At 71.3% G+C, this 13,539-nt stretch carries 11 protein-coding genes; 6 read left to right on the top strand and 5 right to left on the bottom strand.

The window, feature by feature from the left end; translation table 11 throughout:
• Positions 1–1,245, bottom strand: a complete 1,245-nt coding sequence (locus tag OG407_RS46885) for a cytochrome P450 (RefSeq protein WP_405867230.1) — start codon at positions 1,243–1,245, stop codon at positions 1–3.
• A gap of 267 nt (positions 1,246–1,512) precedes the next feature.
• Between OG407_RS46885 and OG407_RS46890 the strand changes: the two genes are divergently transcribed.
• On the top strand, positions 1,513–1,785 hold the full coding sequence (locus OG407_RS46890) for a hypothetical protein (RefSeq protein ID WP_405867232.1): 273 nt from the start codon (positions 1,513–1,515) through the stop codon (positions 1,783–1,785).
• A gap of 61 nt (positions 1,786–1,846) precedes the next feature.
• On the opposite strand, the gene wrbA is transcribed toward OG407_RS46890, so the two are convergent.
• A complete protein-coding gene (gene wrbA, locus OG407_RS46895; RefSeq protein WP_329347979.1) occupies positions 1,847–2,449 on the bottom strand; it encodes an NAD(P)H:quinone oxidoreductase in 603 nt (200 codons plus the stop codon).
• A 161-nt stretch (positions 2,450–2,610) separates the two neighbouring features.
• Here wrbA and OG407_RS46900 point away from each other — a divergent pair, with 161 nt between their 5' ends.
• From OG407_RS46900 to OG407_RS46910, 3 genes are all read left to right on the top strand, one after another.
• Entirely contained in the window at positions 2,611–3,096 is a 486-nt protein-coding gene (locus OG407_RS46900; RefSeq protein ID WP_405867234.1) for a MarR family winged helix-turn-helix transcriptional regulator, read from the top strand.
• Between the two features lie 73 nt (positions 3,097–3,169).
• Positions 3,170–3,961 (top strand): acetoacetate decarboxylase family protein, encoded by a 792-nt coding sequence (locus OG407_RS46905; protein WP_329353319.1) that lies wholly within the window; start codon positions 3,170–3,172, stop codon positions 3,959–3,961.
• Positions 3,962–4,059: 98 nt separating this feature from the next.
• Positions 4,060–4,515 carry a MarR family transcriptional regulator gene (locus OG407_RS46910; protein ID WP_329347977.1) on the top strand — a complete coding sequence of 152 codons (456 nt, stop codon included), beginning with the start codon at positions 4,060–4,062 and terminating at the stop codon, positions 4,513–4,515.
• Positions 4,516–4,632: 117 nt separating this feature from the next.
• Here OG407_RS46910 and OG407_RS46915 read toward each other — a convergent pair whose 3' ends face one another.
• From OG407_RS46915 to OG407_RS46925, 3 genes are all read right to left on the bottom strand, one after another.
• Positions 4,633–6,183 carry a GMC family oxidoreductase gene (locus tag OG407_RS46915; protein WP_405867237.1) on the bottom strand — a complete coding sequence of 517 codons (1,551 nt, stop codon included), beginning with the start codon at positions 6,181–6,183 and terminating at the stop codon, positions 4,633–4,635.
• 102 nt (positions 6,184–6,285) lie between these two features.
• Positions 6,286–7,164: an LLM class F420-dependent oxidoreductase gene (locus OG407_RS46920; protein WP_405867239.1), complete on the bottom strand. Its 879-nt coding sequence runs from the start codon at positions 7,162–7,164 to the stop codon at positions 6,286–6,288.
• Positions 7,165–7,397: 233 nt separating this feature from the next.
• Complete coding sequence (locus OG407_RS46925; protein ID WP_329347974.1) at positions 7,398–7,949, bottom strand: DUF308 domain-containing protein; 552 nt, start codon at positions 7,947–7,949, stop codon at positions 7,398–7,400.
• A gap of 233 nt (positions 7,950–8,182) precedes the next feature.
• Here OG407_RS46925 and OG407_RS46930 point away from each other — a divergent pair, with 233 nt between their 5' ends.
• Positions 8,183–10,675 (top strand): YbhN family protein, encoded by a 2,493-nt coding sequence (locus OG407_RS46930; RefSeq protein WP_405867241.1) that lies wholly within the window; start codon positions 8,183–8,185, stop codon positions 10,673–10,675.
• Between the two features lie 154 nt (positions 10,676–10,829).
• Positions 10,830–13,529: an AAA family ATPase gene (locus OG407_RS46935; protein WP_405867243.1), complete on the top strand. Its 2,700-nt coding sequence runs from the start codon at positions 10,830–10,832 to the stop codon at positions 13,527–13,529.
• Positions 13,530–13,539: the final 10 nt, after the last annotated feature.

The raw sequence follows: 13,539 nt of genomic DNA on the forward strand, positions 1-13,539 counted from the left end.
TCAGCACAAACGCGAGTGGGAGTCCCCGGAGACCACGACCGACACCGGAAGCCGCCGAACCCCGTGCATCAGCAGACCCGGCGTCCACTCCAAGTCGGCCGCGTCCACGGCCAGTTCGAGACTCTCGACGCGCTCCAGCATCGCGGTGATCGCGACCGTGGCCTCCATCCTGGCCAACGGCGCCCCCAGGCAGTGGTGGACGCCGTGCCCGAAGGCGACATGGCCGGCCGACCGGCCGAGGCGGAAGGAGTCCGGTTCCTCGAAACGGGCCGGGTCCCGGTCGGCCGCGGCGAGGGACACCAGCAGCATGTCGCCCCGCCGCACCGGCACTTCACCGATCAGCAGGTCCTCGGTGGCGAAGCGCTCGGTCGCCGTGAGCACCGACCCGTCCAGCCGGAGGAACTCCTCAACTGCCGTGGGCACGAGGGAGGGGTCGGCCTGCAACGCCTTGAGCAGATCGGGCTGTTGGGCGAGTCCGAGGAGTACGGCACCGATGAGGTTGGCGGTCGTCTCGTACCCGGCGATCAGCAGGAGGAAGGCCATGCCGACCAACTCCGGGTCGGTGAGCGGGTCCTCGACGGTGTCGTTGGCCAGCGCGCTCAGCAGGTCCTGGCCGGGGTCGGCCCGCTTGGCCGCGATCAGCTCAGCGAGATACCCGCTCATCCAGACGTACGCCTCCTCCCGGTCACTGCCGGCGACCGGGGACACGATCTGCTCCGAGGCCCAGCGGAACCTGTCCCAGTCGTCCAGCGGCACGCCGAGCAGTTCGCAGATCACGGCGATGGGCACACGGGCGGCGAAGCCGTCGACCAACTCCGGTGTCTCCAGGGCGAGTACGTCGTCCGCGAACCGGCCCGCGAGCTCCAGCGTGCGGGGCCGTAGGGACTCGATCTGCTGTGGAGTGAAGGCGCGTGTCACCAGTTTGCGGAGGCGGGTGTGGTCGGGTGGGTCCACGGTCAGCATGTAGTCGATCCCGACCTCGTCCCGGACCCCGCTCATCAGCCAGCCCGGCTCCAGCCCCGCGCGTTCGCTCCGCTTGGACACGCGGGGATCGGTGAGCACTTGGCGTGCCGCGTCGTATCCCGTGATCAGCAACTGCGGTGGCGCACCGTCCGGTTCGCAGCGGTGGGCGGCTCCGGAGTCCGTCAACTGCCGTAGCACCGCGTGCGGATCCGCCCGGAACGCGGCGCCTTCCAGTACCGTCCGCAGCGAGCCGCCCTTGTCGTCCGGGGTGCCTGTGGTCATCGCGGTCTCCCACCCGAAGTTATTGCTTCCGTCGGCAAGCATTGCGTCGGGGGAAGGGCGTGTCAAGGCGTGCCGGGGTCGGTCGGGGGAGGGGTAACTGCCGTAGGAAACCGGCTGGTTGGTGGTTGTGGTCGCGGCTTCCGCCGGATGACGGAAGCCGCGACCGCACGGCAGGAGAGACCATGACGCCGGTGTCATCCGTTGGGCGCGTCCCCGATCCGTGAGGAGCCGACATGCCCGTCTACGCCTGCACCGCGCTACGTCAACGTGATCTTCACCGAGCCGCCCTCGGAGAACGTCTTCGCCGGCGGGGTACCGGGAACGCCCCTGATCATCACGGGCTGGGCGCGGCGCGGGCATCCGCAGAAGGGCGCGACGCGACTGGCGCTGGAGTTGTCCGCAGCGGCCGTACGCAGCACCGGAGTCGAGGAGAGTCACGTCATGGTGGTGATCCGGAACGGCCCGGCCCGGAACGCCGTTGAGGGCGGTCAGGTGTTGCCCGAACCGGGTGAGGAGAGAGTGGTCGGCGCGCCGGGGTGAAGCCTGAGCGGCGAAATACGGGGCCGCGAAGACCCTGATCCGGCGCCCAACTACCCTTCCCCTAGGCGTCCTTGAACCGCGCGGTGACCGTGGCCACGCGCTTGCCCTGGTACACGGCGGCGGCTCGGGCCGTGTCGTCGACCGGGATCGCTCCCTGGCCGTTGACGTGGCTGGTGCCGTACGGGTTGCCGTCGGCGAACTTGACCGGGTCGGTGTAGCCCGGGGTGACGATGATGCCGCCGAAGTGGTGGACGGAGTTGTAGAGGGCGAGCAGCGTGGACTCCTGGCCGCCGTGGGCCGTGGCGGTGGCCGTGAAGCCGCTGTAGATCTTGTCGGCCAGCTTGCCCTGCGCCCACAGCCCGCCGAGCGTGTCGATGAACTGCTTCAACTGGCTGGCGATGTTGCCGAACCGGGTCGGGCTGCCGAAGATCACCGCGTCCGCCCACTCGATGTCGGCGCCGGTTGCCACCGGGATGTCCTTGGTGGCCGCGGCATGCGCCGACCACGCGTCGTTGGCGGCGATGGCCTCCTCGGGGGCGAGTTCGGACACGCGTAGGAGTCGTACCTCCGCACCCTCCTTGCGGGCGCCCTCCGCCACGGACTCCGCCAGCTCGTGCACGGTGCCGGTCGACGAGTAGTAGATGACTGCGATCTTGGGGGACATCGGAAGTTCCTCTCGTTTGCCGTCGCGCGGAACGGCCCTGCTGGTGCGCTAGTGCTTGCTCTAGCAAGTATCTTCACTCTTTGAAAAATGCTTTGTCAAGCAAGTAATGGTTGTGCTTGAGTGTTTCTACCTACGGCCTCGGGAGGGAGGGACGGAAGGGAATGGCCCCCGTACAAGAACCGCTGACCAGCGCGGAGGAACGCCTCTGGCGCTCGCTGCAGAGACTGCTCGTGGCGCTGCCCCGGGCGCTCGACGAGGATCTCCTGTGCTCCACGGGTCTGTCGCTCAGCCGGTACATCGTGCTGATGCAGCTCTCCGAGGCGGACGGCGACCGTATGCGCATGACCGAGCTGGCCGCCGCCACGGGCCTGTCCGCGAGCCGTGTCAGCCGGGTCGTGGAGACGCTCCGGGGTGAGGGGCTGGTGGTCAAACGGCCGCACGCGACGGACGCCCGGGGAAGCGTGGCCGTCCTCACGGAAGCCGGTCGGAAACGGCTGCTGGGCGCCTGTCCGGCCCATCTCTCCAGTGCGCGCCGACGTGTCCTGGACCAGCTCGATCCCGCGCTGATGCGGGAGCTGGCCGGGGAGCTGGAGGCGGTGGCCGAGGGTGGCGGAGCGACTTCCGGGTACGGAGACGCAGTCACATGACCCAAGCCGGGACGGGCCTCCTTGGCGAAGCATGGTGCCGTTCCGGATCGACCTTCTGCTGCGGAGGCACCCGATGCTCCAGGGCTACACCTACCCGCTGTCACCGCGCGGAGAGGCGAACCTCGCCTCCGCGCCGCCGTGGCACTACGCCGGCGACATCGTCGGTGTGGAGTTCTGGACGGACCCGGCCGCCGCCGAGGCGACACTTCCCGAGGGGCTGACCCCGGACCCGGACTCCGGCGGGCGCGCGGTGGCGCTGTTCGTCGACTGGCAGTTCTCCGCCGGGCACGACGAGTACCTGGACCCGGTGCGCAGCCAGTACCGCGAGTTCATGGTGCTGGTGGACGCCCACTGGCAGGACGAACCGGTGTCGTGGTGCCCGTACATCTACGTCGACAACGACCCTGCCCTGGCCCGGGGTTGGGTGCAGGGCTTCCCGAAGAAGCTGGGCTCGGTCCACCAGACCCGCGTCTTCGCGGCGCCCGGCAGCGCGTCGCCGACCCTCGCGCCGGGCGGCCGGTTCGGTGCTTCCCTGTCGGCGGCCGGGCACACCCTCGCGGAGGCCGCGGTCACGCTCCAGCGGCCGGCGCCCGACCCGGCCGCGCTGTTCGCACGCCCCACCGTCAACCTCCGGCACTTCCCGAGCCTGGCCGCCGGCGAGTACGACAAGCCCGCCGTGCACGAACTGGTGATGGCCGAGTTCGACGACCGCCGACTCGCCGACGTGTGGACCGGCACCGGCGACATCACCCTGTTCGCGGCCCGCGGTGAGGAACTGGCGGACCTGGCTCCCGTGCGCACCGGCGCCGGTTTCCGCGCCTCGATGTCGTACAGCGTGACCGACGTGCGCCGGCTGGGCGTGTAGCGGGACGGGTGGGCAGGGGGACGGGCGGCGCCCGCGGGATGCCAGGGCTCACGGCTCTTTGCTTGAGGTTCTTTGCTTGAGCACGCTAATCTGCACGGATGACCGCCGCCGAGGATCCCCTGACCGCACAGGAAGAGCGTTTCTGGCGTGCCCTGATGCGGGTCATCGTCGCGTTGCCACGTTCGCTGGACGACGATCTGCTGCGGGCGACGGGGCTGACGCTCACCGAGTACGTCGTCCTGATGAGCCTGTCCGAGGCCGAGAACCACGAACTCCGCATGGCGGATCTCGCCGCGGCGACCGCGCTGTCGGCGAGCCGGATCACCCGCGTCGTGGACGCGCTGCAGAGCCGCGGCCAGGTCGTGAAACGGCGCTACGAGGGAGACGCGCGCGGGAATGTCGCGACCCTCACCCCGGAAGGGCTGAAGCGGCTTCAGGCGGCCTATCCGATACACCTCGCGAGTGCCCGCAAGCGCGTGATGGACCATCTCGACGGCCGGTCGCTGGCAGCCATGGTGCGGCAGTTCGAGACGGTGGTCGGGAAGTTCGACTGAGGTCGGGCGCAGGCGTCGTCCTACCGAGCATGGAAGGTCCCGGAGTACCGAGCATGGAAGGTCCCGGACACACTCCTCGTGTCCGGGACCTTCCGTGTGACGCGTCGCCGAGCGGCGTCAACTCCCGTACACGCGCCGGGAGATGTGCTCCGCGATCATGATGGTCGTCGCGTTGGTCACGGTCGACGGGACCTCCGGCATGATCGAGGCGTCGACCACCCGCAGCCCGGTCAGTCCGTGCACCGCGCCCGACTCGTCGACGACGGCCCACTCGTCCCCGGGCCCGCCCATCGGCGTGGTCGAGGTCGGGTGGCCGTAGGTCGAGATTCCGGCCGCGATCGCCGCCTCCAACTCGGCGTCGTCGCCCACCAGTTCACCCGGAACGAGCTCGGCCGCCACCGCACCCGCGAACGGCGAAGTGCTCGCCAGCCGCCGTACGAGCCGCACGCCCTCCAGCATGCGGCTGCGGTCCCTCGGCGTCGCCAGGTAGTTGTTGTCGATCACCGGGGCGTCGAGGGGATCGCGGCTGGCCAGCCGTACCGAACCGCGCGACTCGGGGCGGGTCACGGCCGTGGCCAGCAGGATCGCCCCGCCGGTCGGGCTGAAGGAGCCGTCCGGGAGGTGGGTCGCGACGATGCCGAGGTCCAGCTCGCCGGCCCGCGCCTCGGGCGAGGCCAGCCACAGATGCGCCGCGAAGGCCGACGTCAGGGTCTGGTGCTCGGGCGCGAGGGCGAACAGCGCGTGGAAGAAGGGGTGATCCTGCAACCGGCGGCCGACCGGGAGATCGGCGACCACGTCGATACCGAGCGTCCGCAGATCCCCGGCCGGACCGACACCGGAGCGCAGCAGGATGGCCGGGCTGCCGTAACTCCCCGCGGAGAGCACCACTTCACCCGCGCGGAAGACCGTTCCCGACGCGCTCACTACACCCCGCGCCACACCGTCCTCGACGATCACCCTGTCGACCGTGACGTCACTCAGCACCGTCAGGTTGGGGCGGCTCCGCACCCGCGGTGTCAGGTACACCAGCGCGGAGTTCTGGCGCACCCCGTCGACGATGTTCACCGGGTAGCCACCGGTACCGTCCTGCCGGGCGCCGTTGAAGTCGTCGTTGCGCCGGAACCCCAGACCCGCCGCGCTGTCCACGAACGCCCGCAGCGAGGACGTGAGTTGGTCGTACGTCCACTGCCGGACGGGGAAGGGTCCGGTGCGGCCGTGGTAAGTGTCGTCCCCGGTGGGCGTGTTCTCCATCTCCCGGAACGTCGGCAGGACTTCGTCGTACGACCAGCCCTTGATCCCGTACCGCTCGCCCCAGGCCGCGAAATCCGCCGCACGCGCCCGGATCGCCACCCCCGCGTTCACCGCCGAACTGCCGCCCATGGTCCGGCCGCGCGGCGCGGCAATACTCGGGGCGAGGTCAGTGGCACGTGCGGTGTAGCCCCAGTCGTGGTCCGGGTCGGCCAGGACGTGCGGGGTCAACAGGCCCTCGGGAACGCGGTCTTGGGGGTAGTCCGGGCCCGCCTCGATCAACAGGACCGTGCGCCGCGGATCCGCACTGAGCCGCGCGGCGAGTACGGCACCGGCGGAACCTCCACCGACGATCACGATGTCCACGACGTCCGCGTCATCGTCGGCTCCCTGCCCGGGGTGTTCGCTCGTAGTCCTCATGTCCATCTCCTCGTATCTATATGCTTTCGCAAGCAACTAAAATGTGCACCGCATGGGGTGACTCTGCCGCGTGGCGGGCCAGCTGTTCAGGCGGTCAGGCGGTCAGGCGTTCAGGACTTCCGGTACGACCCGCTCGCCCAACAGTCGCAGCGCGGCAAGCTGATCGGCTCCCCGGATCGGTCCGATGACGTGGTCGAAGCCGAGGTGTTCCAGTCGGCGCAACTCTGTGAGCAGGGCGGGGATGTTCTCGCCGCGCGTGCCGGGGTCGAGCGGGAGCAGGACCGTCTTCTCGATCTCGTCGTAGTCGCGCCCGACGTCGTCGCAGTGCCTGCGGAGGACGTCGAGTTTGTGCTGGAGGTCGGGTCCGTGGAAGAGGTTGCAGGCGTCCGCGTACTCCGCGACGAGCCGGAGTGTCTTCCGCTCGCCGGAGCCGCCGATCAGGATCGGCGGGTGCGGACGCCGCACGGAACCGGGGGAGTTGAGGGTGCGCTCCAGTCGGTAGTACCGGCCCTCGAAGGGTTTCTCGTCCTCGCTCCACATCTGGAGACAGATCCGCAGGGTCTCCTCCAGCCGCTCGAACCGCTCCGCGACCGGCGGGAAGGGCAGACCGAGCCCCCGCGCCTCGGCGAGGTTGAAGCCGGCGCCGACGCCGATGCCCAGGGCGGCGCGGCCCTCGGAGAGGACGTCGAGGGTGGTGACCATCTTGGCCAGCAGGCCGGGTTCGCGGTAGCCGACCGAGGTCACCAGGGCGAGGAGTTCGGCGCGTTCGGTGGACGCGGCCAGGTAGCCCAGCGTGGTGTACGCCTCCAGCATCTCCCGCTCGGAGGCGCCCACGATGCCGATCTGGAAGAGGTGATCCATGACGGCGATACGGGTGAAGCCGAACTCCTCCGCCGTGCGGGCGAGTTGGCCCACGTGGCGGGCGATGCCGGCCGGGCCGCCGGGCCGGGTGAAATCCGCGATGGCGATGCCGAGGTTCATGCGGGCCTCCGTCGTGCGAACCGCTGGATCGATCACCGTCGAGTATGCCGGGCTCAATATATGCTTTGTCAAGCAAGGAAATAGACAGGAGGAAATAGACAGAAGGAGAGGGGCGGAGGGGAAGGGGTGGAAGGGAAGGGACCGTAGGACGATCGGTCCCTTCCCGCCGGGTGCCGCGTGGCGCCGTTTCCACCGGGCTGGTCGGCGCCACGCGGCTGTCCGTCGCCGGAGTGTCAGGCGCGGACCGGCTCGCGCTGGCTCGCCTTGTGCTGGCGGCGCCGCTCCTCGAACGAGGCGAAGACCGCCGAGACGCCGTAGACGAGGCTGAACAGGCCGAAGACGGTGGCGAGGGAGACCGCGCCGATGTCCGGGCGGACGAACAGGGAGAACGCGAAGACGAGCGACACCGCGCCGGTCAGGAGGTACAGGGTGCGCTCGCCCGCCGTCTCGTCGCGCTGGAAGGCCAGGGCTATCTCCATGGCACCGGTGGTCAGTGCCCACGCGGCGATCCAGATGGTGAGCGCGAGCGCCGTGATGCCGGGCCATGCCAGCGCGACGATGCCGGCCGCCAACGAGAGCCCGGCGAGCAGCAGCCAGCCGAAGACCGGCCCCACTCTGTCGCTCGCGAAGGCGCGGGCGCTGTCCGTCGCCGCGGTCAGGAACGCGTAGACGGCGAAGAGGATGACGAAGGCGTTGATGGTGATGCCGGGCCAGGCGACGGAGACCGCGCCAAGGGCGACGGCGAGCAGGCCGCGCCAGAGGAGCACGTTGGGTGAAGTGAACATGGTCACCTTCCACATACGAGGATGTCGCCTCGTTCTTCGCCCGAGGCCGGGGTTCGCCAGGAAGGCTAGAGTCGCGCCTCCCCGCCGCGATCTGTCATACGACTGCATCCGCTACTTCCTTACTCCCTTACCGTCGTCGCAGAAACCCGTGCAGCCATCTGACCGATGCGCGCGGCGAGTTGGGGCGCGAGCATCGGGCCTCCCGCCTTTCGGCCAGTCGACAAGGAGCCGACGTGATCAGTGGGATCGACGGCCGTGACAGCCCGCCGACCTCGGCTCCGGTGATCGAGGATCCGCCGCGACGGACCGTCCGGCGGGCGGTCGATCTCTGGCGTCTGGTGCTGTCCCTGGCCGTGCTCGTCGTGACGGTGCTCCTGGCCGTCGCGACCCGCGACTTCGTCCGCGCGGCCCAGCAGGGCCTCCTCACCACGGCGACCACCCTGCCCCCGGCCCTGCGGGACGCCCTCGTCGGAACGGTCCAGGCCGTCGCCCTCCTCGCACCGGTCGTCGCCCTGGTGGTGTGGTGCGTACGGCGGCGCGCCGAGCCTGTTCTACGGGTTCTGCCCGCGGCGGCGCTGGGTGTGCTGGGCGCGTGGTCGCTCACGCATCTGGCGCTGGCGCGGGGGAGACCGGACGCGTGGCCGGAGGTGCTGGACGGCCGGGACGGCCTGGTACAGGCGGGCTGGCCGTCGGCCGTGTACCTGGCGGCCTGCGCGGCGGCGGTCGTCGCGGCGGGGCCGTGGCTGGGCGCGCGTCAGCGGCGGGCGCTGTGGTTCCTGGCCGTCGGCTGCGGCGCGCTCAGTGTCGCAGCCGCGGCGATCGTTCCGCTGGACGCCTTCGCCGCGCTCGCCGTGGGCGGCGCGGCCGGGTCGGCCGTCCTGCTGCTGGCCGGGGCTCCCGCCGACCGTCCGGCGATTCAGGCGGTCGCCGACGCCCTCGCCGACTCCGGGATCTCGGTCGCCGGGCTGAGTGAACTGCCGCCGGATGAACAGAACTTGGGAGAGGGGACCGTCTACCGCGCCGTGACCACGGCCGGTTCGCGGTTGTCGGTGCGGGTGCTCGCCGCCGAGGACCACAACCGTGACCTCTTCCACCGGCTCGCCCGGCGGACGCTGCTGCGCCATCCTGCCGACGCCACCGCCCAGTTGCCGCTCGGAGCCGCCGAGCACGAGCTGCTGATGCTCGTCTTCGCGGCCCGCACCGGCGCCCGGGTGGACGAACCGGTGATGGCGTACCCGGTGACCGGGGGCGGCGCGCTCGTGGCCACGGTCGAGCGGGACTCCCGCGCGCTGTCCGCCGTGCCGGACGAGGAGTTGACCGATCCGCTCCTCGTCGGGGTGTGGACCTCCGTGGCCCGGTTCCAGGAACACCGGCTGGGACACGGGGAGTTGCGCCCCGAGCACATCCGTGTCGAACCGGGCGGTGCGAGCCGGCTCTCCGCGTTCGCGCGCGGCCGGCTCAACGCCCCGCCCGACATGCTCGGCGGCGACCTCGCCGAACTGCTGGCCACGACCGCCGTACGGGTCGGCCCCGCGCGTGCCACCGCCTGCGCGCTGGCCGGACTGGGTCCCGAACTGCTCGCCACCGCGCTGCCGTATCTCCAGCCGCTCGCGCTGATGGGACCCGCGCGGCACGCGGTCGCCCGCTACGACCAGGCCCGCGCACGGGCGGCCAGGGAGAAGGCCGGACGGCGGACGCTGCGTGCCGGTGGCCGGCCCAGTCTGCTGCGTGATCTCGCCGCCGAGGTCTCAACCGCCAGTGGTGCTACGGCAGTTCCGCTCGCGCATCTGGCGCGGTTCACGTGGAGGAGCGCCCTGGGACTGGCGGGCGGGTTCCTCGTACTGCACCTGGTGCTCCCGCAGTTGGCCAACGCGCCGGCGGCCCTCGACGCGCTGCGGGACGCGAACTGGTGGTGGGTGCTCGCGGTGTTGCCCATCACCTTCCTCTCGCAGGCGTTCTCGACCTGGCTGCAACAGGGCACCATCCCGGACCGGTTGCCGTTCGGCCCCACCTACCAGGTGCAGTTCGCCAGTTCGTTCCTCAACCGGATCACCCCCAGCAATGTGGGCGGCATGGCGCTCAACCTGCGCTATCTGCAGAAGACGGGGATCGAGACCGGGGCCGCCACAGCCTCCGTCGGGCTGCAGAGCCTGGCCGGCGCGCTCTCCAACACCGTTGTCGCCGCCGTGTTCTTCGCCTGGGCGGGACGAGGTCACGCCGGAGTGCATCTCGACCTGTCCGCCGGGCGGTATGCGCTGTGGGCCGTCGCCCTGGTGCTCGCCGCAGGGGGTCTGCTCGGCTTCACCCCGCCCGGCCGCCGCTTCCTGCACGACAAGGTGTGGCCGTTCCTGCGCGCGGCCGGATCGACCGTCGCCGGGCTCGCCACCGAACCGGCCAAGGTCGTCGTGGGTGTCGCCGGCGCGCTGGGCCTGCCCCTCATCCAGGTCGTCGGCCTGGCGATGAGCCTTCACGCGCTGGGCGCCGACCTGCCCTTCATCCAGGTCGGCGCCGCGTACATGGCGGCCCGGCTGATCGCGAACGCTGCTCCGGTACCGGGCGGGCTGGGAGCGCTGGAGGCCGGACTCATCGCCGGTCTGACGACGCTCGGTGTGGCGGCGGGGGCGGCCACGTCGGCGGTGCTCGTCTACCGGCTGCTGACGTTCTGGCTGAACGTCCCGCTGGGTGCCCTGGCCCTGAACTTCGTGCAGCGGCGGGGCTACGTGTGACGAGTCGGTGTACCAGGGAGTCGTACGCTGGACGGGCCGGGCGGCGCCGCCTTGCAGTTCAGGGCGCGGTCACATGACCGAAGCCCTGCCGTGGAGGTTCTCCTACGATTCCGCTGGTGAAGACATGGAGTGTCCTGGAAGTCCGGGGAGACGCGTGCACGAAGCCGGGCTCCTCGGCCGCGACCGGCAGGTGAGGGTCCTGCACGAGCTGCTGGGCAGGCTGCCCGCCGCCGGTGGTTCGCTGGCGCTGCGGGGCGGTCCGGGCGTCGGCAAGTCGGCGTTGTTGCGGGCCGCGGCGGAACGCGCCCGGACGGCGGGATGGCGGCTGCTGGAGGTGGCCGGGGGCCCCGACGACACGCCCTTCAGCGGGCTCCGCGAGCTGCTGCGGCCGGTGCTCGACACGGCGGAGTCGGAGTCACTGCCGGTGGGGCAGGGCGGCATCCTGCGGTCGGCGTTCGACGGCGGTTCAGGATCGCCGCCGGAGACCCTGCGGGTGGCCCTCGCCGCGTTGAACCTGCTCACGGCGGCAGCGGCCGAGCGGCCCGTGGTGCTGATCGCCGACGACGTGGAGCGGCTCGACGGGTCCACCCGGGACGTGCTGGCGTTCATGGCCCGCAGGGTCGACGACAACCCGATCGTCGTCCTCGCGGCCCTCCGTACGGGACACCCCCTGCCGGGCGTTCCCGTACTGGACGTGTCGGCCCTGGACGAGCCCTCGGCGCGACGGCTGCTCGCCCGGCACGCGGCCACGCTGCCTCCCGCCGTCCGCGAGCGCATCCTCGCCGAGGCGCTCGGAAACCCGCTCGCCCTGGTCGAACTCCCCGCGGCCTGGCGCCCGTTGGGGCCACCGGGGTCGTGGACCCACCTGCCGGTGAACGCCACCCTGGCTTCGGCGTTCGCGGCCGACCTCGGCGAACTGCCCGACCGGACACGGGACGCCCTGCTGGTCGCGGCCGTCGACCAGGTCGGAGACCTCGCGGAGATCCTGGCCGCCGCCACCGCCCTCGCAGGGCGCGCGGTCGCGGTGGACGTGCTCGACGGCGCGATCGCGGCCTCGCTCGTACGACTCGACAGGACGACCCTGCGTTTCCGTCATCCCGTGGTGCGTTTCGCGGTGTCGGGGGCGGAGACGCAGGCCCGCCGACAGGCCGCCGACGCGGCCCTGGCGCAGGTGTTGACCGACGACCCGGACCGGCGCACCTGGCATCGCGCCCAGTCCGTCAACGGCCCCGACGACGAACTCGCGGACGAACTGGCCGACGTCCACGCCTCGTTGCTCCGACGGCACGGAGTCGTCGCGGCCATCTGGGCCCTTGAGCGCTCGGCGCAGCTCACCACGGACTCGGTCACCCGGGGCCACCGGCTGCTGGCCGCGGCCGAGCACGCGTACGGCCTCGGGCGTATCCGCCTGACCCATTCACTGATCGAGGCGGCGGAACATCAGCAACTCGGCGCCCCGGACCGGGCGAAGGCCTGGTGGCTGCGGGAGATCTCGGACGCCGAGCCGCAGCCCGGTCCGGCACGGGCGCAAGTGCCGCCGGACATCGGCGAGTTGTCGGCGTGTGCCCCCGACCTCGCCCTGGACCTGCTGTCGAGCGCGGCACTCCACGTTCACCGCACCGCCGCCGATCCGGCCGCGCGGGCCGAGGTAGTCGAGGCCGCCGAGCGGATCACCCTCACCAACGACCCCCGCCACCTCGCGACCCTGGCACTCACCGAACCCGTGCGTCACGGCCGGGAGTTGACCGACCGGCTGCCGTCGCACGACACGGTGTGGCGCCGCCCAGACGCCGACGGGCTACGGCTGCTCGGCATGGCGGCGCACGAGATCGGTGATCCGGTCCGTGCGGTCGACCTGCTCGGCCGAGCGGCACCAATCCTCCGCGAACAGGGCCGACTTGGCCTGCTGGCGGACACCCTCCTCACCGAAGCCGCCGACCTGCTGCTGCTCGGGGACTGGCCGCGTGCCACTCAACTCACCGAAGAGGCGCGGCGGATCGTGGCCGAGACCCGGCAGCCGGCCATGGTAGCGGCACTCGCCGGCACGGACGCGATCGCCGCCGCCCTGCGCGGACAGGCCGTACGGGCCCAGGAGCTGGCCGACACGGTGGCGGCCTGGCAGCGTCCCGATCTCGTCCCGACGCTACGGCTGGCGCGTGGCCTGGCGCGGCTGGGGGAGGGGCGGTACGCCGAGGCGTACGACGAGTTGCGGCCGCTTCTCGACCGGCCGCCCGAGGGCCTGCGACGGCAGGGCTTCGCCGCGCTGATGCCCTTCGTCGTGGCGGTGGACAGGGGCGCCGACCGTCAGGAAGCCGCGCGTATTCTCGCGGTCGTGGAGGAAGCCGCACAGGCGACTCCGGCCCCGCTGCTGCACGTCCAACTGCCTTATGCCCGTGCCGTGTTGGCGCCCGATGGGGCGGCCGAGGAGCTGTACCTGGCCGCGTTGGACCAGGACCTCTCCCGCTGGCTGCTGGTCAAGGCGCGGACGGAGCACGCGTACGGACAGTGGCTGCGGCGCCACCGGCAGGCCGCCCGGTCCCGTGCGCTGCTGTTCTCGGCGCGGGCCGCCTTCGACCTCGTCGGTGCCTGCGACTGGGCGGGCCACAACGCGGCGCAGGGAGCCGACAATCCGCTTCCGTCCATCGCCGAACTGCTGTCGCCCCAGGAGACGTTGATCGCGCGGCTGGCCGCGGAAGGGCTCTCCAACCGGGAGATCGCGGAGCGGCTGTACCTGTCCCACCGTACGGTCGCCGCCCATCTGTACCGGGCCTTCCCCAAGCTCGGCATCACCTCGCGCAGTGAGCTGGCCCCGCTGTTGAAGCCGTCCGGCGAGGACGGTCCGGCGGTCGGGTGAGGCGGGGCCG

The organism is Streptomyces sp. NBC_01515 (assembly GCF_045040345.1).
Taxonomy (GTDB): Bacteria; Actinomycetota; Actinomycetes; order Streptomycetales; family Streptomycetaceae; genus Streptomyces.

Bases quoted from the DNA above. Each gene is read 5' to 3' on its own strand.
- OG407_RS46885 (WP_405867230.1), bottom strand. From the start codon at position 1,245: ATGACCACAGGCACCCCGGACGACAAGGGCGGCTCGCTGCGGACGGTA.
- wrbA (WP_329347979.1), bottom strand. From the start codon at position 2,449: ATGTCCCCCAAGATCGCAGTCATCTACTACTCGTCGACCGGCACCGTG.
- OG407_RS46900 (WP_405867234.1), top strand. From the start codon at position 2,611: ATGGCCCCCGTACAAGAACCGCTGACCAGCGCGGAGGAACGCCTCTGG.
- OG407_RS46905 (WP_329353319.1), top strand. From the start codon at position 3,170: ATGCTCCAGGGCTACACCTACCCGCTGTCACCGCGCGGAGAGGCGAAC.
- OG407_RS46910 (WP_329347977.1), top strand. From the start codon at position 4,060: ATGACCGCCGCCGAGGATCCCCTGACCGCACAGGAAGAGCGTTTCTGG.
- OG407_RS46915 (WP_405867237.1), bottom strand. From the start codon at position 6,183: ATGAGGACTACGAGCGAACACCCCGGGCAGGGAGCCGACGATGACGCG.
- OG407_RS46920 (WP_405867239.1), bottom strand. From the start codon at position 7,164: ATGAACCTCGGCATCGCCATCGCGGATTTCACCCGGCCCGGCGGCCCG.
- OG407_RS46925 (WP_329347974.1), bottom strand. From the start codon at position 7,949: ATGTTCACTTCACCCAACGTGCTCCTCTGGCGCGGCCTGCTCGCCGTC.